Annotated in this window: 23 protein-coding genes; 5 read left to right on the top strand and 18 right to left on the bottom strand. The window is 52.7% G+C overall.

Going from position 1 to position 20,854, the window contains the following annotated elements; genetic code table 11:
• Positions 1 to 17: 17 nt before the first annotated feature.
• A complete protein-coding gene (locus MCON_RS01780) occupies positions 18 to 572 on the bottom strand; it encodes a hypothetical protein (protein ID WP_013718336.1) in 555 nt (184 codons plus the stop codon).
• A gap of 271 nt (positions 573 to 843) precedes the next feature.
• Here MCON_RS01780 and MCON_RS01775 point away from each other — a divergent pair, with 271 nt between their 5' ends.
• Together MCON_RS01775 and MCON_RS01770 are read left to right on the top strand one after the other, a co-directional pair.
• Positions 844 to 1,728, top strand: a complete 885-nt coding sequence (locus MCON_RS01775; RefSeq protein WP_157863624.1) for a tetratricopeptide repeat protein — start codon at positions 844 to 846, stop codon at positions 1,726 to 1,728.
• 271 nt (positions 1,729 to 1,999) lie between these two features.
• A complete protein-coding gene (locus MCON_RS01770; RefSeq protein ID WP_157863623.1) occupies positions 2,000 to 2,374 on the top strand; it encodes a DUF1829 domain-containing protein in 375 nt (124 codons plus the stop codon).
• A gap of 271 nt (positions 2,375 to 2,645) precedes the next feature.
• Here the strand turns inward: MCON_RS01770 and ilvC are convergent, their stop codons facing one another.
• Genes ilvC through MCON_RS01750 form a run of 4 tightly spaced genes read right to left on the bottom strand, consistent with a single transcriptional unit; the run spans position 2,646 to position 7,465 of the window.
• The gene (gene ilvC / locus MCON_RS01765; protein ID WP_013718333.1) at positions 2,646 to 3,641 is read right to left on the bottom strand and encodes a ketol-acid reductoisomerase; all 996 of its coding nucleotides are present in this window, start codon (positions 3,639 to 3,641) and stop codon (positions 2,646 to 2,648) included.
• Between the two features lie 24 nt (positions 3,642 to 3,665).
• Complete coding sequence (gene ilvN / locus MCON_RS01760) at positions 3,666 to 4,157, bottom strand: acetolactate synthase small subunit (protein WP_013718332.1); 492 nt, start codon at positions 4,155 to 4,157, stop codon at positions 3,666 to 3,668.
• Positions 4,158 to 5,957, bottom strand: a complete 1,800-nt coding sequence (locus MCON_RS01755) for an acetolactate synthase large subunit (RefSeq protein ID WP_013718331.1) — start codon at positions 5,955 to 5,957, stop codon at positions 4,158 to 4,160.
• Entirely contained in the window at positions 5,942 to 7,465 is a 1,524-nt protein-coding gene (locus MCON_RS01750; protein WP_048131675.1) for a (R)-citramalate synthase, read from the bottom strand. The genes MCON_RS01755 and MCON_RS01750 overlap by 16 nt, the downstream gene beginning before the upstream one ends.
• 185 nt (positions 7,466 to 7,650) lie before the next feature.
• Here MCON_RS01750 and MCON_RS01745 point away from each other — a divergent pair, with 185 nt between their 5' ends.
• From MCON_RS01745 to MCON_RS01735, 3 genes are all read left to right on the top strand, one after another.
• Positions 7,651 to 8,838 (top strand): hypothetical protein, encoded by a 1,188-nt coding sequence (locus tag MCON_RS01745; protein ID WP_013718329.1) that lies wholly within the window; start codon positions 7,651 to 7,653, stop codon positions 8,836 to 8,838.
• A 74-nt stretch (positions 8,839 to 8,912) separates the two neighbouring features.
• Positions 8,913 to 9,548 carry a lipoprotein gene (locus MCON_RS01740; RefSeq protein WP_013718328.1) on the top strand — a complete coding sequence of 212 codons (636 nt, stop codon included), beginning with the start codon at positions 8,913 to 8,915 and terminating at the stop codon, positions 9,546 to 9,548.
• Positions 9,549 to 9,625: 77 nt separating this feature from the next.
• Complete coding sequence (locus MCON_RS01735; RefSeq protein WP_013718327.1) at positions 9,626 to 10,282, top strand: hypothetical protein; 657 nt, start codon at positions 9,626 to 9,628, stop codon at positions 10,280 to 10,282.
• Positions 10,283 to 10,330: 48 nt separating this feature from the next.
• On the opposite strand, the gene MCON_RS01730 is transcribed toward MCON_RS01735, so the two are convergent.
• The 13 genes from MCON_RS01730 to mmp3 all read right to left on the bottom strand — a co-directional run bounded on the left by MCON_RS01730 (position 10,331) and on the right by mmp3 (position 20,853).
• Complete coding sequence (locus MCON_RS01730; RefSeq protein ID WP_013718326.1) at positions 10,331 to 10,810, bottom strand: 23S rRNA (pseudouridine(1915)-N(3))-methyltransferase RlmH; 480 nt, start codon at positions 10,808 to 10,810, stop codon at positions 10,331 to 10,333.
• 9 nt (positions 10,811 to 10,819) lie between these two features.
• Positions 10,820 to 11,947: a toxic anion resistance protein gene (locus MCON_RS01725; RefSeq protein ID WP_013718325.1), complete on the bottom strand. Its 1,128-nt coding sequence runs from the start codon at positions 11,945 to 11,947 to the stop codon at positions 10,820 to 10,822.
• A gap of 23 nt (positions 11,948 to 11,970) precedes the next feature.
• The gene (locus MCON_RS01720; protein WP_013718324.1) at positions 11,971 to 13,626 is read right to left on the bottom strand and encodes a vWA domain-containing protein; all 1,656 of its coding nucleotides are present in this window, start codon (positions 13,624 to 13,626) and stop codon (positions 11,971 to 11,973) included.
• Between the two features lie 23 nt (positions 13,627 to 13,649).
• Positions 13,650 to 14,390, bottom strand: coding sequence for a hypothetical protein (locus MCON_RS01715; protein ID WP_013718323.1), 741 nt, complete (start codon positions 14,388 to 14,390; stop codon positions 13,650 to 13,652).
• 243 nt (positions 14,391 to 14,633) lie between these two features.
• Entirely contained in the window at positions 14,634 to 14,954 is a 321-nt protein-coding gene (locus MCON_RS01710) for a winged helix-turn-helix domain-containing protein (RefSeq protein ID WP_052297509.1), read from the bottom strand.
• Complete coding sequence (locus tag MCON_RS01705) at positions 14,951 to 15,172, bottom strand: hypothetical protein (RefSeq protein WP_157863622.1); 222 nt, start codon at positions 15,170 to 15,172, stop codon at positions 14,951 to 14,953. The genes MCON_RS01710 and MCON_RS01705 overlap by 4 nt, the downstream gene beginning before the upstream one ends.
• Positions 15,173 to 15,247: 75 nt before the next feature.
• Positions 15,248 to 15,700 (bottom strand): carboxymuconolactone decarboxylase family protein, encoded by a 453-nt coding sequence (locus MCON_RS01700; protein ID WP_048131671.1) that lies wholly within the window; start codon positions 15,698 to 15,700, stop codon positions 15,248 to 15,250.
• A 50-nt stretch (positions 15,701 to 15,750) separates the two neighbouring features.
• Complete coding sequence (locus MCON_RS01695; RefSeq protein WP_013718321.1) at positions 15,751 to 16,674, bottom strand: methanogenesis marker 7 protein; 924 nt, start codon at positions 16,672 to 16,674, stop codon at positions 15,751 to 15,753.
• The gene (locus MCON_RS01690) at positions 16,667 to 17,239 is read right to left on the bottom strand and encodes a methanogenesis marker 17 protein (protein ID WP_013718320.1); all 573 of its coding nucleotides are present in this window, start codon (positions 17,237 to 17,239) and stop codon (positions 16,667 to 16,669) included. Before MCON_RS01690 ends, MCON_RS01695 begins: the two co-directional genes overlap by 8 nt.
• A 1-nt stretch (position 17,240) precedes the next feature.
• Positions 17,241 to 18,467, bottom strand: a complete 1,227-nt coding sequence (locus tag MCON_RS01685; protein WP_013718319.1) for a methanogenesis marker 15 protein — start codon at positions 18,465 to 18,467, stop codon at positions 17,241 to 17,243.
• Positions 18,464 to 18,901: a methanogenesis marker 5 protein gene (locus MCON_RS01680; protein WP_013718318.1), complete on the bottom strand. Its 438-nt coding sequence runs from the start codon at positions 18,899 to 18,901 to the stop codon at positions 18,464 to 18,466. The genes MCON_RS01685 and MCON_RS01680 overlap by 4 nt, the downstream gene beginning before the upstream one ends.
• A gap of 15 nt (positions 18,902 to 18,916) precedes the next feature.
• A complete protein-coding gene (locus MCON_RS01675) occupies positions 18,917 to 19,330 on the bottom strand; it encodes a methanogenesis marker 6 protein (RefSeq protein ID WP_013718317.1) in 414 nt (137 codons plus the stop codon).
• Complete coding sequence (gene mmp3 / locus MCON_RS01670) at positions 19,330 to 20,853, bottom strand: methyl-coenzyme M reductase-associated protein Mmp3 (protein ID WP_013718316.1); 1,524 nt, start codon at positions 20,851 to 20,853, stop codon at positions 19,330 to 19,332. Before mmp3 ends, MCON_RS01675 begins: the two co-directional genes overlap by 1 nt.
• Between the last annotated feature and the right edge of the window lies 1 nt (position 20,854).

Raw genomic sequence — 20,854 nt, 5'->3', positions numbered from 1 at the left:
CCTCTGTTTTCCGCTCCCTATCTTCTCGCCATCCGGCTGATTCTGTCCCAGCCCGTGCCTCCCGATCGGAGGGGATGGTCGAGCACCATATCGATGAATCCAAAGATGACAGGAGCATAAACCGCATAGAAGTCGCGAGCAAAGGACATAGCCTCATCCACATTCTGAAAATGGCGGGTCTCCATCGACTCGCCCGTGCCGGCTATCTCCGTGCTCCTGATCGTGCTGTCCGCCACGAAGCTGGAGAATCCGCATGAGGCCTTGGGAGGCTGGACAGCATCTATGTTCACCGGCACTCCACCATAAGACTCGTAGGCATAGAGTATCTGCTCCTCTTTCGCCTCCAGGCCCTCGGCCCTCGCCTCCTCCAATATCTCCCCGTCCAGGCACTCCAGCTGGGGCAGCAGGCTGGCATCGATGACGATTGAAAAGCCGTTATCATCCTCTTCATCAAGGTCTACAGCCTCCAGTACCAGGCCAAGCTTGACGGGCCTTCCATGGCCGAAGCTGCACTGCCAGCGCTCGCTCTCTACGTAGATCTGGCTCTCAGATAGCTGCAGAATGTTGAGCATAGGATGAAATATAATAAACCAAACATTTATAGACTTTTCTATTGGACTGCATTCTGTGCTGCTGTATTTTGCCGTGTTCGGCTACGGGATGCTCTCTTTTCCTAGATGACGAACCCCTGGCCAGCGCAAAGTTAATGAGATACACCGACTACGTCAAATAGCGTTAACGAATACGACAAAGGTGGCGGTGACAGGGAAGCCATTCCCGATTGTATCATCCGCCCTTCGCCAAATTCGATCTGATATAATCCCAATGCATGAGGATGAGGAAATGAGACTTACGAGGTCTAAGCAATTGGAGGATGAGCACAGAGTGCGCAGTTGCACTGGTATTATCCTTCTCCTGGCAGCATTTGCCTGTCTGTGCATATCTGCATCGGCCAGTACTATGGAAGAAGATGCAGATCATTGGATCAAAGAGGGATACAAGCAGATGTGGAAGGGCTCATTCTCTCAGGCCAACGAGAGCTTTGAGAAGGCCCTCCAGATCTACGACCAGGCGATAGCCACAAGGCCTGGCGACATTAATGCCACTTTAAATGCCACAAATAAGAAGATCCTCCTTCTTGTTAAGCTGGGGAGGTTTGATGAGGCCATAAGCACTCTGGACAGTACTATAAAGAGCTACCCAGAGAATCTCAAGGCCTGGAAGATCAAGGGCTTCTCCCTTATCAACATAGCAGAGAAAAGCATAGCAGAAAGCAGTGAAGCAGAAAACGGCACCGTAGGGAGCAATACTACTGAATTGGATGGCATATACGATCAGTCGCTGCAGGCGTTCCAGAGGGCTCTGGATCTGGATCCGGATGATGCCGAGGCCTGGCGGGGAAGAGCTCTCGCATATTCTGGTCTAAAAGATCATGATGAAGCCCTGAAGGCCTCAGATAAAGCAGTTGAGATAGATCCTGGCTACGGGCAGGCCTGGCTGGACAGGGGCATCCTCCTGCTGGAAATGGGACGGACAGAGGAGGCGCTTTTTGCTCTGGACCGGGCGCTTTCAATACAGCCCGATAACCTCGATGCACTGAGCATAAAGGCTGAGGCGCTAACCGTTTTAGGCAGATATCAGGAGGCGGAAGCGGCATTCTACCAGGCTATGGATATGGATTCTGAACGGTATGAGACAGGAGATTCTGAAGTCGATTGGCTTTTATAGCAGCCAATCCCAATTTAAGATAAACCAACTGCAGTCAGGCCGTCCCCTGACCTGCGCATTTCCTTTTGAATCGAGATTTATCATCCTGATTCAAATGATCTTTCAACTTCACGGCCGTACTCCTCATAGATCAATTTAGTGGTTATAACCGTTATCGCAGTAGCCTGATCTTTAACTGGTCAGAGCATCCAAAGACGACTTCCCTCTGCGCAAGCATAACCTTGTTCAAGCCATGCTGGCGGTAAATGATCTATTTTATCTGGCTTCGCCAATGGTATCGAGCCTATTTCTAGAGGATGTCGTTGCCTGGCTGGATGAAAATGGGATCCGTTATACTCCAAATGTGAAATTTACGGGCAAAAGCGGCTACGACCACCTATTCGACTTTGTGATCCCCAAGTCAAAGAAGCGACCGGAAAGGATTCTCCAGGCGATAAACCGCCCGAGCAGGGATGAGGCAGGGGCGACGGCTTTTGCCTGGATCGATACCAGAGAGGTGCGGGCCTCTGACTCCAGAGCTTATGCCCTGCCCAATGATTCGGAAAGGCTGGTCTCCTCTTCGGTCATGGACGCTCTCAACAGCTACGAGGTCTATCCGATTTTATGGAGCAAAAGGCAGGAAGCGGTGGAGGAACTGGTTGTATGATGTATAGGCAATGCAGCCCATCCAGAGGCAATCCCATTTGAATTTATGAAATTGCTGCTGAAATGAATAAAATACAGCTTCCGAAACGCGGCCAGGTGGCCGCGCTTCTGAAACTGCTCCTCCCTCCTGTGATGTAGTTCTTTTGGCTTTTTTGATAATCGTTTATCTCGAGGCCATAGATCATGGCGCTGCGTCCGAGCACGGGGCACCCGCGCCCGTCCGCAACATGCTACAACCTGCCATGATATAAAGCTTACTTCTGCTCTTGCACCTATTTCTTCTCCAGCCAGGGCATCATGGCCCGCAGCTGGGCACCAACCTCTTCGATGGGGTGCTCGGACTCCATCTTTTCCAGGGACTTTTTCACCGGAAGGCCGGCCTGGCTCTCCAGGATCCACTCTCGGGCGAACTCGCCTGACTGGATCTCCGCCAAGATGTCCAGCATCTCCTCACGAGACTGCTCATTGATTATCCTGTGGCCCCGGGTCATGCCCCCGTATTCAGCGGTGTTGGATACATTGTTCCACATGCGCATGAATCCGCCCTCGTAGATCAGATCCACAATCAGCTTCAGCTCGTGACAGGCCTCGAAATAGGCGATCTCAGGCTGGTATCCTGCATCCACCAGGGTCTCGAAGGCCGCCTTGATCATCTCCGTCACCCCGCCGCACAGGTCCACCTGCTCCCCGAAGAGATCGGTCTCCGTCTCCTCAGTGAAGGTGGTCTCGATTACCCCAGCCCGGGTGCCGCCAATGCCCTTGGCATAGGCTAGAGCCTTCCTTTTGGCCTCGCCGGAGTGGTCCTGCTCCACTGCCACCAGGCACGGAACCCCCTTGCCCTCCTGGTAGGTCCGGCGCACCAGGTCGCCAGGACCCTTGGGAGCTACCATGACCACATCAACGTTCTCAGGCGGAACGATCTGGAAGTAGCGGATATTAAAGCCGTGGCTGAATCCAAGGACGTTGCCCTCCTCAAGGTTTGGAGCGATCTCGTCCCGGTAGATCTTGCCCTGATACTCATCCGGCAGGAGGATCTGAATGTAGTCAGCCGCTCGTGCCGCATCGGCAACGCTCATGGCCTTCACTCCGTCCGCCTCCGCCCTCTTCCAGGCCCGGGATCCGGGAATATCGGCCGCTATCACGTTCAGGCCGGAGTCCTTCAGGTTCTCTCCCTGGGCGTGCCCCTGATTTCCCCATCCCACTATGGCGATGGTCTTGTCCGACAATGCCTTCAAGTCTGCATCCTGATCATGGTATATCTTCACCAAATTTTATTCCTCCTAAATTAAAAATTAAACCTTGATGACCCTCGTGCCTCTAACCATCGAGACCTTTCCGGTGCGGGCCAGCTCCTTTATGCCGAACTGGCGCAGAAGCTGAATTATGGCCTCGACCTTCTCCTCGTCTCCCGTGACCTCGATGATCATCGACCTCTGGGAGACATCGATGATCTTGGCCCGGAAGATGTTCACGATCTGCATGACCTCGCTTCTGCTCTCCCGGTCCACGCTCACCTTGATGATGGCCAGCTCCCTTTCCAGGGATTCGACCGGGTCCAGCTCGCTCACCCGGATGACATTGATCAGCTTGGACAGCTGCTTTATCACCTGCTCCAGGACATCCCTGTCCCCCTGAACGGAGATGGTCATGCGGGAATAATCCGGATTGTCGGTAGCCCCTACAGAGAGGCTATCGATATTAAAAGACCGGCGGCTGAAGAGGCCGGCGATGCGGGTGAGCACCCCGGACTTGTTCTCCACAATGACGGCGATGATATGCTTCATCTAGTAGCCCTCCTCGCCCAGAACTCCTTTCCTCTCCTCGGCATAAATCCTCTCCAGGTGACCGCACTGAGCCTCGTCGCACCACTCCAGCTCCAGTATCTCGCTCAAAGTAGCTCCCGCCGGGACCATAGGCGAGACCTTCTCTGCCGGATTGACGATGAAATCCATCACGCAGGGCCGATCTGTTGCCAGAGCGCTGCGAATCACATCCTCGACCTCAGAGGGCTTTGTGGCCCTCAACCCCACCGCTCCATAGGCCTCGGCAAGCTTAACGAAATCCGGACTGGTCCGGCCAAGAATAGTGGCCGAGTACCTCTTCTCAAAGAACAGCTCCTGCCACTGCCGCACCATTCCCAGACAGCCGTTGTTCAGCACCGCCACTTTGACCGGGATGTCGTTGACCACTGCCGTTGCCAGCTCCTGGCTGTTCATCAGGAAGCTGCCGTCCCCGGCGACATCGATGACCGTGCACTCAGGCCGGCCCATCTTGGCGCCGATGGCCGCCGGGAATCCGTACCCCATCGTCCCCAGGCCGCCGGAGGATATGAACCTCTGCGGATCCTTATGCACAAAGAATTGCGCTGCCCACATCTGGTTCTGTCCGACCTCTGTGGTGATGATGGCATCGGGGGCCAGCTCGCAGAGCTTCTCGATCACATACTGAGGCTTGATCAGGTTCATGTCCGGAATATAGCGCATGGGATGATCCTTCTTCCAGCCATCGATCTTTTCCAGCCAGGGGCCTTTAGGTTTGGGCGAGACCTCTTTAAGCAGCCCCTGCAGGGCATTGCGCGCATCCCCCACCACCGGTATGTCCACTCGCACGTTCTTTCCCACCTCTGCCGGATCGACATCGATATGAACGATCCTGGCATGGGGAGCGAAGCTGGAGATCTTACCCGTCACCCGATCATCAAACCTGGCTCCTATGGCCATTAGCAGATCCGACTCCTGGATGGCATAGTTGGCATATTTAGTACCGTGCATTCCCAGCATTCCCAAAGAGAGCGGATGGTCCTCGGGGAAGCAGCCCACGCCCATGAGGGTGGTGGTCACCGGAGCATTGACCTTTCTCGCCAGCTCAAAGAGCTCCTTATGAGCAGAGGCGTACCTCACACCGCCACCGGCATAGATGACCGGCCTTTCAGCCTCCATTAAAGCCTTCGCCGCCTTCTTGATCTGCATCTCATGAGCCTTGAAGGAGGGATGATATCCCGGCAGGTCCACATCCGGCCAGGTGAAGACCAGCTCATCCACAGTCACATCCCTGGGGAGATCGATCAGAACTGGACCAGGCCGACCGGTGCGGGCGATGTAGAAGGCCTCCCTGAATACCCCAGGAATCTCCTTTGCGCTGCGGATCAGATAATTATGCTTGGTAATGGGCAGAGTGATGCCGGTAATATCCGCCTCCTGGAAGGCGTCCTTTCCTATCAGCCAGGTGTTCACCTGACCGGTAATGGCCACCATGGGCACCGAGTCCATGTAGGCGTTCGCGATGCCGGTAACCAGGTTCGTGGCTCCCGGCCCGGAGGTGGCGATGCATACTCCCACCTTGCCCGTAGCCCTGGCATAGCCGTCTGCCATATGGGCTGCACCCTGCTCATGGCGCACCAGAATATGGCGGATGTCTGATTTGTATATGGCATCGTAAAGAGGTAAGAGTACCCCACCAGGAAGCCCGAATACTACATCCACTCCTTCTCTTTTCAGGCTTTCCAGCACCGCCTGGGCGCCGGTCATCTTATGGGGCGTATCTCGATTTTTATCTGTGCCCGTTCGGGCTATGCCTTTCGACATCTAGCTATCTCCTCCTCTTCCAGCCGCATCAGACGGTTGATGCCATTAATCACCGCTTCCACTGATGCCATGATAATATCTGCGCCAGCTCCTCGAGCTGTAATCTTCCGATCTGCCATTGCCATTGTCACCCACACTTCTACTAGGGCATTGGTCCCGCCAGTTACAGCATCCACATGATACTCATCGAGGCGAACATCAGCCACGCCTGATATAGCCCTTCTTATGGCATTGATGGCCGCATCCACAGGGCCTACGCCCACTCCCGCTTCCAGCCTCTCATTTCCGGCGAGAAGGATCTTAACCGACGCTGTGGGGGTTACGGTATTGCCGGCAACCACAGTCAGCTCTTCCAGCTTCACCTTCGGCTCCATCTGGATGGAGAGCACGGTATCCGCTATGCTCTGCAAATCCACGTCCGAGACGCGTTTGCCCTTGTCGCCCAGCTCCTTTACCCTTGTCACTATCTGGTTCAATTGCTGGGATGTGACAGACAGGCCAAACTCGCGCATAGCCAGCTCAACTGAGGCCCGACCGGCATGCTTGCCCAACACTATCCGCCTCTTTCTACCCACATTCTCCGGCTGCATGGGCTCATAGGTCTTGGTGTCAGCCAGAAGACCGTGCACATGGATTCCTGCCTCATGGGTAAAGGCGTTCTCGCCCACTATAGCCTTATTTGGGGCCACCAGAAGGCCGGTCATCTGCGAGACCGTCCTTGAGAGCTGGTAGATGTCCTTGCATCTGATCCCAGTATCGATCTGATATAGGGACTCCAGGGCCATCACCACCTCTTCCAGGCTCGCGTTTCCCGCCCGTTCTCCTATTCCATTTACGGTCACATGGGCCTGAGAGGCTCCGGCGCGAAGGGCAGCAACTGTATTGGCGGTGGCCATGCCAAAGTCGTTATGGCAGTGTATGCTGATGGGCGCCTCCAGCCGGGAGAGGCGGGAGAATATGTCCGCTGCCACCTCCGGAACCAACACGCCCACAGTATCGCAAAAGGCCAGCCTGTCCGCGCCCGCTTCGATTCCGGCTGTGTAAAGGCCTGCCAGAAAATCCTGGTCCGCGCGACTGGCATCCTCGCCGCTCAGCTCCACGATCAAGCCGTGATCCTTGGCATACTCCGTCACATCCACGGCCATGCGCACCACCGACTCCCGGTCGGCCTTCAGCTTGATCTGGATGTGAAGGTCAGACACCGGAACGACCAGATGGACTGAGTCCACATCACAGGCAAGAGCGGTATCGATGTCCGCGGTTAAAGCCCTAACATAGCTGCATATCTCGGCTTTGAAGCCCGAATCTGCAATCTTCTTTATTGCCAGGCGTTCTCCTTCAGAGGTCATTGCCGACCCGGCTTCAATGACATCCACCCCCAGAGAATCAAGCCCTTGAGCGATGGCAAGCTTCTCGTCCATGCCCAAGGATACGCCTGGAGTCTGTTCACCGTCACGTAAGGTAGTATCTAGAAATCGTATTCTACCCGATAAATCGATCCCACACATTCATGCTCAATCACCCAACGGCGCACAAGCCGTCTCCGGCCATAAGAACTTTAATGATTGATAAAGCTATCGAGGGACCAAGATGCCCAATATCAGAAGGATCGCCTTCGTCGAATGACGTCTGAGGGGAAACTTTAAAACGTTGAAACCCGAAGCATGCTGAGAATGGCGGAGGATAGGAAAAAATGTTGTTCAAGATACTGTTTATCTCTGTAGCTATGCTCTTGTGCATAACAGCGCAGATTTTTTCCCTGACGAATACTGCGTCTGCAGATGGATGCGGAGTAAATCCCCTGGGAGACACATCAGGAGATACTGACTTTTATGTGAGCAAGAACCAGAATTTGCCGACCTCGGGAGGAGTGTCTCCCGCCTCAACTATATCCAGTGAGGCAGGAGCAGCTATGCCCTTAGGCTCCTCAGTTGAGCAGACAAAAGGGAATTTGACCTTACAGAGCTTGAATCCCGATAAGATCAGCCCGCAGGTGGCAGGATCGGTAATCGTCTGGACGGCAAACACGACAAATCCGAATGATGAAGATTTGGTCTATGATTTCTTCCTGAAGGGACCTGCAACCAACGGCGAAATTTTTGAGAAGACCGGATGGATTGCCGAGAATAGCTGGACCTGGAATACCTCAGAAGAGGATATAGGAGAAAATCAGGTCCAGGTATGGGTCAAGCGCCTGGGTGCAGGGGAGGCTGAGAACATAAAAACACAGAATTATACCATTTACGCCCCCACCTCTGAGGAGCAGGTGGCAGATGCCGCAGCCAGCACGGAAAAATCAACATCATCCGGATTGAATCCACATCCCGGGGGGAAGACCGCGGATAATGAAGTAGGAGAAGCCTCTACCAGCAAGTCGAGCGCAGCCTCAAGCGATTTGAATCCCTATCCAGGGGGCAAGACCGCTAATATCGATATAAGCAAGCCAAAGCTCGCCCCGGATGAGAGTGGGAGCGCTGATGGCGCAGGCAGCCTGTCGGATGGGGCCATCATGAGCATGCAAGATACTTCCGCGGCAGCATCAGATGCCATGGATGTTGGCGGAAAATGGACTGTTGACCTAATTGGCTCGGGGTGCACTCTGGACGCTAATCTCATTCAGACTGGGGAAAGCATCGTGGGAATGGGAAGCTTGATCGAGAGGAATACCAAGATCCCTCAGACCTTTAAGGGCACAGTCACCTCAAGCTCTATGAGACTTCAGTCAAACGCGGTGATTGACGAATTTGGAAATGATATCGACAAGAGCGTAAGCCTGTATCTGGAGAAGGCGGACAGGATCATTTCAGGCAGCTATGAGATATATTCTGGCGACGAACTGATGGCAACGGGGAATGCCACTGCCAGCAGATTCTCCAGCTGAGGGGCTGATCCTGCACCGTTCTCAACTGCTGAAGAACCAATAGATAAGCATCAGGAACTAAGGAGCACGAGATATTGAAGATTCATTCAGTTCTATGCCTGGCCCTGGTCATTGCCCTCTTGGCTAGCCCGGCCTGGGCGGGCTGCGGCAGATGGGTGATCAGGGATGATACTGATTATCTCTCCGACCCGGACTTCGATCAGGCGGTAGCATCCTCTACGGGCGCTGCTGCTACCCTCAATCCTGACGGCACAATCAAAGAATCAAGCGAGAAAGATGCGGCAAATGAAAAGGCGCAAAACGAAAAACCAGATGAGAGGGCAATCCAGAAAGAGGCCGAAATAAAGGAGAATGCCGCTTCAAAAGAGGAAAACATTGCAGACCTGGGAGGAGAATGGAGAGTATTGCTCGAGATGAAGATAGACGGGCAGGATAAGCAAAATGCTCTGGATTTGATCCTCATCCAGACGGTTGATCGGCTGCAGGGCTATGGCACCATTCTCGATGAGGGAGCAGATCTACCGGCAACGGCTACCGGCTCCATATCCGATGATTCCGTCAGCCTGATCGTGTCACTGGTCGAGCAAAAGAAGGAATATCAGCTGGACCTGGCCTTCATCGAAGGCGGTTTAAAAGGCATCTGTGAGCTATATGAGAGCGAGAAGCTGGTAGGGAGAGGAAATGCCACCGCCAGCAGACTCTCCAGCTGAGAGGCTGATTTTGACCTCATCACTCTTCCGCTCAAGAATCATCAAGGCAAAATCAAGACCAAAAGGAGTTCGAGATATTGAAGATCCATCCAATAATATGTCTGGTGCTGATCGCAGCTCTCTTGACCAGCCCGGCCTGGGCAAGCTGCGGAACATGGATAATCAGGGGCAACACCGAGTATCATTACGACGCAGAGTACGAAAATGCTGTGAGGTCCTCAACTGGCCATGCTACAGCGCTGAATCCCGATAGCAAATCCAAAGAAGATGCTAATGATCAAGCCGATGTGAACGCAAGCCAAATGGATGCGGCATCAAATGAAACAGCCAAAGCACCAAAAGAAGATGCCGTGCCAACTGAGCCGGTCATAAATGAGCCAGAAATAAAGGAGCCGGTTGTAGATCTGAAGGGAGATTGGAAGGTAATTCTCAATACAGTGATCGATGGGCAGAATACACAGGAAGCACTGGATCTGATCCTGATTCAGACCAACGACAGGCTGCAGGGCTATGGCAATGTTCTCAAGAAAGGCACAGATATCCCGGTGACTGCCACCGGTCACATCGCTTCCAATGATTCTATCAGTCTGAACGTGAAGCAGGTGGAGCAGGACAGGGATTACAGGCTGGAACTGGCCATCATCGAGGAGAGAATGGAGGGCAGCTACAAAATCTATCAAGACGGGAGCCTGGCAGGAAGCGGAAATATCACTGCCAGCAAATCAGGCATCTAAAAGCAGGACGACAAAATTGCATCATCAGATAATCGTATCATCATATGATTACTTGTGATAAGGCTCATGATGCATTATTCTGAAGCTGCGATATATCTGCTCCAGGAGGATCACCCGCATCAGCTGATGAGGAAAGGTCATCGGAGAGAAGGATAAAAGCAGATCCGCCCGGTCTAATACCGCTGGCGACAGACCCAGGGGGCCGCCTATGATGAAGGCCACCTCCGATCTTCCTTCCAGGATCAAATCCTGCAGCCTTTCCGCCAGCTGCTGCGAGTTAAGGGCATCTCCTGTCCTGTCCAGGACTATCACCGGACCCGAATGGCGCTTGAGCTTATCGAGAATCGCGGCTCCTTCCGCCTCCATAGCCCTGATCTCTGCCCCAGGAGTTGCAGCCTCCTTCGAGCTGATGGCCACCTCCACCATATCCAGACGGGCGTAAGGACGGAGGCGGCGGATGTAGTCTGCGGCAGCATCCTGCCAGTAGCTCTCCCGCAAGCGCCCGACTGCTATTATTCTGAGGATCATCGGCCTGGCCTAAAGATCCAGCTTATGGCCCTTCTCCAGCTGCTGAATCTGCTCCTCGCCTTTGGCGGCCAGCTCCCGGAACTGCTCGATCGTCTCCCTCATTTTGGGCAGAGCTTCCTGCTTGTAGCTGTTGATCGAATCCAGCGCCTCCATGACATCGGCAAAAGCGGTCTTCAGGTCCTCAGCAGATACATTGGTCTGCATCGACTGTTTCTGAATGTCCGCCCCCTGGTTTTTCAGCATACGCGAGGTGCTGGTGATCAGATCATTGGTGGTCTCGTTGAGCATCTGAATCTTCTTCAAGACGATCTTCTGGTTATACAGAGCGCTGGCAACCATCACTGAGGTCCGCAAAGCGGATATCGTCACCGTCTTGGCCCGTTCTACCCCCCTCATAAGCTCCCGATTGTTTCTGATCACAACCTCTGTCGCCATTACCCCCTGCTGATTGACCACGATCATCTGCTGCAGATCCATGATCCTCTGCCGGAGGGGAAAGAGGACCTCTTCGCTGACGAATTTGACCTTTTCCGGGTCCTCATCCCTGGCCCGGGCCTCTTCGATCTGCCTCTCGATCGATTCGTCCATCAGAGCGCCCAGCTGGACCTCTTTCATCAGCTTTCTGGTTAAATCGCGCAGTGACTGCTGCTCGATCTCCAGGGTGGTATTGTCGTTTTTCAGAATTGTCCTGCCTTTGTCCAAGGAGACAATGATATCCGCTATTGCCGAGTCTGCCCTCTGGTATCGGGCAAAATAATTCCGGACGGGATCGAACAGCTTGCCCAGAATGCCGGTTTTAGTGAAATCGATCAGGCTGGGGTCAAGGTCTTCGAGCTCTCGGGTCAGTTCCATTAGGCCCTTTGCCACCACCCCGCCATCATCCCCGTTTTTAGACAGGTCTCCCACAGTCGCCTGAAGTATAGAATTTTTAGCAGCCGAGCGTTTCATAGACTCGGCCCCAAAAGACTCTACTGATTTGAGAATGTACCTCTTTTTGGCTAACTCATCGATATCCAGGGTCAGAATTTCGGCCACATTGCTTTCCGCTACCTTCTGAAGCTGAGCGACCTCTTCGGGCACCGGTTTGACCTGCTCTATCACCTCGTCCTTGATCGCCCCTTCATCGGGAACTTCCATGGTGAAAGCCGTCTTAACACCTCCTATGCTAGCTCCGCATTGAACAGATTAGCCAGCTTATACACAACATCCTCAGTATCGGCGTTAATGCTGGCAGCCTCATTGACAAGGGATATCTCCTCCAGAGCTTTGATATCTGCATTGTAGCCTATTGTGTATATGGGTATTCCCGATTCTTCCACTAATTTCCTGATATCATTTAATGAATGACCTCTGTTGGTCTCGCCATCGCTGAGAACAAAGATCTTGGGCTTCAGCTTAGGATCAAGCGCCAGCTGTTCTTCGAGCATCTTCATGGCCACTGCAATCCCATCGAAGGTTGCCGTGGCTCCTCCGGCTTGCAATCCCCCAACCGCACCCACAAAATAAGACCTGTTGTTCAAATCAAACCGGGAGATTGGCAGATTTATATAAACATCGTCAGAGTATGATACCAGGCCGATAAGATTGTCCTTGCCAATGTATTTTTGGCCTTCGAGCAAAGATTTCTTCAAATTATTCAGCGGCTCGCCGTCCATGCTGCCCGATACATCGGCCACGAAGACTGCACAGATATTGGCATTTTTCTTTTCTTTCCAGAGCTTTTGGGCCTGGATGAGAACATCGCCACTGGCAGGAACAAATTCTGACCGATATTCATCAAGTCCGTTAAAACCATATTTAGTAGCCAGGTTCTGATAATTCTCCTGCTGAGAGAATTTGATGAATTCATCCAGGATTTTTGTCTTCTCAGGAGAAAGCTTGCCGATCGCATAAATCGGGCTGTCATGTCTGACCCCAAAGGGAATGAATTCATAGGACCTGATATCAGGCGTATTGACATAAGTCTGATATTCCAGGACAAAAGCATCCAGGACCCCTGATTTAGCCGCTTCTCTCATTTGCAGAGTGGTATAAGCGACCACGGGAATATTCTCCTGGAAGCGATCAAATCCCGCTATTGCTTTATTGCTCAACGGGTTACTGGCATCAATGGCCTGCAGTGTGGAGATCAAGAAGTTCAGCCCGGTTGAACTGGCGAAGGGATTGGTGTAACCCATCTGCAGCTCGTTGTTTGCCACGGAATCGATTACTGTTGTGACATTGACCGCCCCATATTTGGCTTCCAGCTCAGCTTTCTTAGATTTAGTGATCAGAATTCCGGCCGCATTTCCTGCCAGTCTTTTTTGCACCAACCTGGCATCTACTCCCCGGGAGATGAGCATCTCTCCCCAGAGTTCATTGGATGGAGTATAGGCATCCGGCAAATACTTCCCGGAGGTGATATAATCGGCACCCTGGCCGGAAGCGATTCCTCTGAGCCTGACAGACGTCTGTTTGCCGTCGATCATTATCTTCGCATTATTGAAGTCTCTGGCCACCTCTGTCAGCCAGCCATCAGTACCGCCGCCCGCCTTTTCCGTTGATGAGAATATCTCGATATAGCTGGATGTGCTGCTATTAACCTGCGGTGGGTATTTGGAGATATCGGGCAATGTGGCAGCGATGTCTATGCCTGAGATATCGACCAGGCCTTTGGTTGGCGGCATTTCAGTCACATCGATCTCTTTGACTATCCCGTCCAGTGTTTTTTCTCCGCCACCACCCATAAAAATTGTTCCAATATAAACCAAGAGAAATACCGCAACTGCTAATCCCACTATCTTTAAAAGCACATTCTTGTTTTTCTTGTCCAGCATGCTATGCTCCCTCCCATGAATTATTAATCTTTATAATATTTTGCCTGTTTGATCAGATTATCGATCTCGATCATGCCGGCCATCTGCTCCAGCTCGCCACTCTCGATGCAGTTTAAGCCTGAGATCTCCAGCAACAGCTTATCCAGCTTAAGCAGGATCTGTTCATTATCCTCAGTCGCTTCCTTCACAAATCTTATATATTCATTATAAACATTAAATTTTTCCTCCATAATCTCCTCAGAAAAGGCTCCTGAATTGCGTTGTTTTTTGATAAAATTGTAGTCATCCTCATCGAATGCATTCAATTTGTTAATGATGCTGCGGATATTCTTGAAAAATATATTCTCTACCTCTGCAATAACCGCATCAAACTTCTGGTAGCTGATCTCAGAAGCGTTAAAGATCTGCAGAAGAATATCCCGAATGGTCTTATTCTTTTTCTGCAGCCGTTCAATCTGATCGAGCAGGAGGTCGATGTTTCTCTCGAATGTCTCAAGCCCCCGATGTTCATTCAGCGCCTCTACATAATCTTCTTTTGTGCTTTTAGCGCCGATTGGTATGGCCTTCTCCGGCTCAGAAAGGAGCTTGTAGTTGCCATAGACTAGCCCCGAGCCACTTAATACGAGAAATGCGCTGCCAAAGGCTTTTTCCAGAGCAGACCCAAAGAGATCCACAGCAAGCAATCCAGAGGAGAAGACAGCTATGTTGGCAGCGGCAATGCCCAGGTTCAAAGCCAATAGTCTAATCAGCATATCCTTATTCATGTCTTCTCGACCTCAGGATCCTTTCTATGCAGATATCCTCTCAACATATATCATAATACTATCGATGATAACTATTAATCCACCATTAATCCACCCAAGGTCTCCATATGAGGATCATAGATAGTAATAATAGAATATGTTAATAATATAATAAGCTCAAAAAAAAACGTTGATCCACCGCGGTGGATGGGTGCGTCCCGCTATGCCTTAGCAATCCCGCAAAATCAGTATCCCTAAATAAGATCAGCGCCTGGCTTCAACATTTTCCAGGTAGAGGATGCCGGTGGGAGTGATATCCAGAATCTCTCCGCACCTTTCGATCACCAGAGCCGTCTCCAGCATAGAGAGGTGATAGTCTGCCTTCTCCGGGCTGAGGTCAAACCTTTGGCATATCTGCTCTGAGCTTTTCGGTCCGCTGGAGATGAACTTGAGAATATCCCTCCTCAGCCGGAGCTGCAGGACAATCAGAGCATTGCGATGTTCTTCTGCTGTCCACCACCAGGCTGGCTCTGGCGCGTCACCGGAAGATCGGCCATCAGGACTATTGGAGACGTCATAGGTCATGATATCACATCGATTGAGGTCATATCGATTGAGGTCATATCGATTGAGGTCATATCGATTGAGGTCATATCGATTGAGGTCATATCGATTGAGGTCATATCGATTGAGGTCATATCGATTGAGGTCATATCGATTGAGGTCATATCGATTGAGGTCATATCGATTGAGGTCACATCGATTGAGGTCATATCGATTGAGGTCATATCGATTGAGGTCATATCGATTGAGGTCATATCGAGAAGAGATAAAAAGTCAATGGGATTATCCCGGATGAAGCTCAAGGAAGGAGAGGCTCAATCCTCTCCCCTTCCATTGATCTCGCAGGTCTCGCTTGCTATCTCGCAGGACCGGCAGATCTCCCGCTCCTCATCCAGATTACGCGCCGCGGTCGCAAGCACGCTGGCGTTCACCAGGTTCCCGGCGAGAAATATGGCCGCAGCAACCTGATCATCCGGCACCCCCAGGCTTCCGGCCAGCCGGATGTGCAGCCTCAGACAGTGGCTGCACCGCAATGCTGCAGACACGGCCACCGAGATCAGCTCCACCGTCTTTGCATCCAGATTAGAACTCCTCAAGATGGCATTATTGTGCAACACCTTGGTGATGAGCAGCTCTGAGTCATCCTCCATGAACTGAAAGATATAGGGCACCTCGCCATAGGTACTCTCCACCGCCTTTAAAATGTCCTTGGCTGCTTTGTCCTTTCCCTTGACCAAAATGGCATCCAGCTCATCTTCAAAGCTCATGATATCAGACCCCTGTAGCCTCTTCGCCCTGGCTCCGCAATAGCCTGGAATCAGAAGACGAATCCAGTCTCCGAACTGGGCAGTATCCTCACCAGTATATAATCCTTCATCCTAGAGGGCCTGATGGTGGCCACCTCGCCCAGCTTCACACCCTCATCGAAGGTCACTGCTGCCACCTTATCCCGATAGCCCGCATAAGGAAGCTTCACCCGCACCCCGGTTAGATTGAGGGCAATTGGCAGAGGAGAATAGGAGAACTCGACCTCCGGAACCTGCTCTCGTACCGCATCCATCACCCTGGGCGGAGAGGTGGTCAGAGGATCCTTGGCGATTGCTTCCCGGGTTTTGTCCAGCGCCCGTCCTACCATCTCGACGATATTGTCCAGGGATCCAATCTCCGTGGCCTTGCGGGTCCTGTGGGCCATCCGGCCGATGGACGGCACATAGCCAAAGGCATAGGGCAGCTCTTCTGGATCTATCTTCGGCCCACCGGTAATTATGACAGGCACGCCGATATTCCGGTAGAGGTCCTCTTTCTTCTTGATGCAGTCTTCGAAGTTGCCGAAGATGAAGACTGCGGCATCATGCTCGTTTATCAGAGCGGTCTCATACTCATTTATCTGGGCGATCTCCCTGCCCACACCCCGAGCCATGCCAATCATATTGGTCTTGGAGCCATGCCTGCGCAGATACTCGGCAATATCGCAGGCCACATGGGGCAGATGATGAATGGCCAGGGTGGGTGTGACCACCGCCACCTCTGTTCCCGCCAGCGGCGCCCTTACCAGCTCTCCTCTGAGATCTCGGCTCAGGATCTCCAGTGCATTCATGTCCTCTGAAGGAACCAGCAATAAAAGTATGATCTCCGTCTGAGTAACATTCTTCTGCAGGATGTAGCCGCCCAGGTCTTCCACCAGCTCCAATACCAGGTCGTGCTTGTACAACCCTCCGGTGAACATCACAGGCTCAAGCATTCTCCATCTCCCGGATCTTCTCTTCGATCTCTGATATCAGCTCCGGCTTGATCGACTCCTCAGCAGCGACGAAGAAGAAGCTGTCTTTGGTCATGATGTTTCGACGGTTGCGAAATCCTTCTGGCACTACTCTGACCAGGGCATCGGTCAGATCCTGCAGAAACTCCGCCTCCATATCCGTAACCATCAGATCGGCAGGCGAGGAATCTGAGGCAATGATCACAATGTCCCTTGCCGGTTGTTCCACCCTCTCCCGCCCGTATCGCTTCCACAAAGCCTTAAGGAGGTCTGCCATATGCTCTTCATCATTGATCTTGATCTGGTAGCCGCCTCCGACCTTCATCACATCTCCCACATCCTTGATCGTAAGGGGCGGTATGCCGGAACGGAGGAGGCCGTAGACTGCGAAGACTGGAACTGAAATGTCGACATAGACATAAAGCCTGCCAATGGACCTGATCAGACCCAGGTCCTGCAGAATGTCCATTATTATCTCTCGGTACTTCTTGGCTCCGTACTCCTCCCCGCCGGTCACCTCTATCTTGAAGACCTCCATTGGGTCCATCTCAGCCCTCCAGCAGCCCCGATACCAGGAGAGCTGCGCCTACAGCCCCGATATATTGGGCATAAGGGGGAACGGTCACCTTGACCTGCAATAGCTCCTCCATCGCTTTGGGCAGGCCTTCGATGAGCGAGGTTCCGCCTACCATGATCACCGGCTCTTTAACCTCTACCTCCTGCAGCTGCTGCTCATATACCTGCTCAGCAACGGAGTGGCAGGCAGCCATAGCCACATCCTCGGGCTTATTTCCCATGGAAAGGCTGTTGACCAGGCTCTGAGTGCCGAAGACTATGCAGTAGCTGTTCATGGCCACTTTCCTGTAGTCTCCCTTCAGGGCCAGTTTGCCCAATTCGGTGATGTCGACTCCCAGGCGGCGGGCGGCGAGCTCCAGGAACCGGCCGGATGCACCAGCGCATATTCCGCCCATGGTAAAGCCCCCGGGAATTCCGTCCTGGACCGATATGGCCTTGTTGTCCATGCCGCCGATATCGATAACTGTTGCCGGCCCCCTCTGAGCATCTGCCAGGAAGACTGCTCCCTTGGAGTTAACGGTGATCTCCTCCTGGATGAGCTTGGCATTGATATGCTTGCCCACCAGAAATCGACCGTACCCAGTAACGCCCACTGCTTGAATATCCTCTTTATTGACCCCTGCGGCCTTGAGAGCCTCCTGAAAAGCATCCTCTGCGCTCTTCAAGACCTCTGTGGTGGGAACCCAGCCAGTGCCTATCACCTTATTGTCTCTCATCACCACTGACTTGGTGGTGGTGGATCCAGAGTCGATTCCCGCGGTGAGGCCCTTCTGCTTCTCCCGGGCCAGGAGGCCTCTGTACTTGACCGTGGTAACCAGAGCTTCCATACGGGTAAGCAGCGTCTCTGCTGTGGTCCTCTCGGTGAATGAGTAGCTCAAGACGGGAATCTTGGAGTTTTCGTGGATGTACTTTCGGATCTCCGAGCGTATGATGGCCGCCTCAGCGCATCGGAAGCAGGTCATGACCACCACAGCATCGGCGAGGTCTGGGTTCTCCACAATTCTCACTGCTCGAGCTATGGCCAGGTTGAGATCTCCAGAAGCCACTCGTACCCCGAACTTCTCTTCCACATTGAGCATGTCATCTAAAGAGACCTCCGGGAAGACTATCTTGGCCCCTACGGTCTCTGCCGCCCTTTCGATCTCTTTTTGAATGCCGCTGTACTCTGCGCCACAGGAGAGCTGTGCAATGCGAATCACTTTAAATCCCCCAAGAAATTCTTGATCTTCTGCACGAAATCCCTGGCCTCGGCATCATTGGTGGGGTAAGAGAGGTCCAGAATGGGAACTCCTTTGGTCCTGATCAGCAGCCTGACCAACTCATTGGTCCTGTTGCATCCCGCGCATCCTGTGAGCCACCCCGGATCCTGGACGATGATCGCAGCCTCGGCTTCCTCGATTATCGGGCCAATCAGGGCCATTCTGCCCCGGATCCCTGAGGGGACATCGACTGCAGCATAGCGAAGCCCTTTCTTGGGTTCCTCAGAAGTGACATTCAAAGGCGGTGAGGCGAGATTATTATCGGTTGCGAGCTTTCTCACCACTTCGGGAACTACAAGCGCCTTGTGGCCCATCCTGTCCACAAGGTCCGAGAGGATCATGCTGGTGGGAGGATAAACGATTACTTTTGCCATTGATTTACCTCAGAATTAATCTTCTTTTGCGATCTCTTCCAGCCTCTCAAGAGGAATGGGACGCACCTTCTTTTCTGGAACAGGCTCACACTCCTCCTCCGAGGCTAGAGCCCTGGAGATCATAGGCAGCAGCTTTGACTCAGACTCGATCATGTAGAAGCCTGGCCTGGCTCCTCCGCCTCTGCGACCGCGGCAGCGCCTTGGGTCGCCTGGTGGAAATCCCCGATCTTTGACGAATATGCCGGCTGGATCCAGACTGCGAATCTCCTCGAGAAGCTTCTCTATAATCTCCTCTTCCCCGTGGATAATAACGCCGAAACAGGTCTCCTTGACCAGGATATCGTAGCCTGAACCATAGATCTTCATGGCGATATCCGAGGGGAGAATATTGGACTCAGAGGACATTATTAAGTATTTAGTGACCAACATTACCGTTCCTCCCGAATGTAGATCGTCTCTCCTTCCTTCACATCTCTGAGCTTATCCGGCTCTAAAACCCGACCGATGATGTTCGTAGCTTCGAACTTCTCGCCCGAGGGCCCATATCGTTTGTCCTCTTCCAGCCGGATGCCAACCAGACCTATCTTCTTTGAGACCTGGTTAGAGATGCCTATCGAGCCGGCAGGCACGGGCCCAGTTGGCTTGTTCTCAGGAAGTAGCTCCTTGTAGCTCACCGCCTCGACCTCCGGCTTGAAGAGCAGGGTGTTCTCATAGGTGAAGTAGACAGGCAATGGCCCAACAGGCTTTTCTTTGAGGCCGGTGACATGGCGGAAATAGTCCAGGCTCTTGGGCGCCAGGTCATAATAAAGCTGGATAGAAATAAGGCGGCTGGAAGGAAGGGATGAGATCCGCACCTTTTTTGCTTTCAGAATCTCCATGGTGGCACCTGGCTCCTGCTTGACCACCACTGCATCCTCGCCCTCATAGCCCTCAACCTCGGCCTCAATTCCTCGTTGCTCCATCTCCTGCCTGGCATCCTCCAGGAACTTGCCCAGTAGCATTATGCGCTCAGGGGTTACATCAAATGTTATCATCTGGCCGGGCTTTGCCAGTTTGACCATGTCCATGCCTTTGATTACCCTCGCCACTACAGAATGGCTGGGATTCGAGGTGCGATCATGCTTGTAGATGAAGATCCTACCCAGACCCCGTCCGGTCGTTCTGACCGTGACCACGCCCTCCAGACGGGGCTCACGATGCTCATATGCAACGTGCTCCGTCAGAAGATGGTCGGATGAGATATAAGAGCTGGATACGGAATCAACCCTGAAAGTGCCGTCTCTGGTCAAAGCGAGGAAGAACTCCGCACCAAGTGGCGCGTCCTCGATGAGCTCTGCTTGGACCCGAGTATAGATCTCCATGCCCTCCTCCACGGGCAGAGTTAGATCCAGGGTGGACATCTTCTCAGTCAGGTCCTGCCATTCCACAATTGGCTCTATAGACTCAATTCTGTCCCCAATCTCCAGCCGGTCAAGGGTGTTCTTGCCTCCTACGACATGGGCAAACACCCCTCCATCCTTGGGCGTGCCGTAAACAGCTGAATGCCTTCTTTGCATGAATATCAGCTGAGTGTTATCTGCATCAAAGCCAGCCGCGCCTAAGACCACCTCCCAGCGATTGTACTCATGCGCATCCCTGGCAAAAGATATTCTGGATGAGAACGGCCCAAAGGCTATACCGTCTGCTGAAGCCCATCTCACCTGAGAGCCAGAGATCTTTTCCACGACCTCATGCCAGATCTTCTGCAGATCATTTTCTAAAAGCTCAATTCTGATTTTGCCCTTGGTCGTGTTGAGCCAATAAGAGTTGGTCTGACGCGATTTCTCGCCCCGGCCTTTGACCATCCCCACGATAGCGCCTTTAGCGGGATTGCTGCCTGCTTTTTGCAGGGCATCCGCCAGGCAAGCTCCAGCTGCCAGCTCAATCTCTTTGCCGTCAACTAAGACTCTCAAA

Source organism: Methanothrix soehngenii GP6 (assembly GCF_000204415.1).
Classification (GTDB): domain Archaea; phylum Halobacteriota; class Methanosarcinia; order Methanotrichales; family Methanotrichaceae; genus Methanothrix; species Methanothrix soehngenii.
This window is presented reverse-complemented; position numbering and strand designations above follow the sequence as displayed.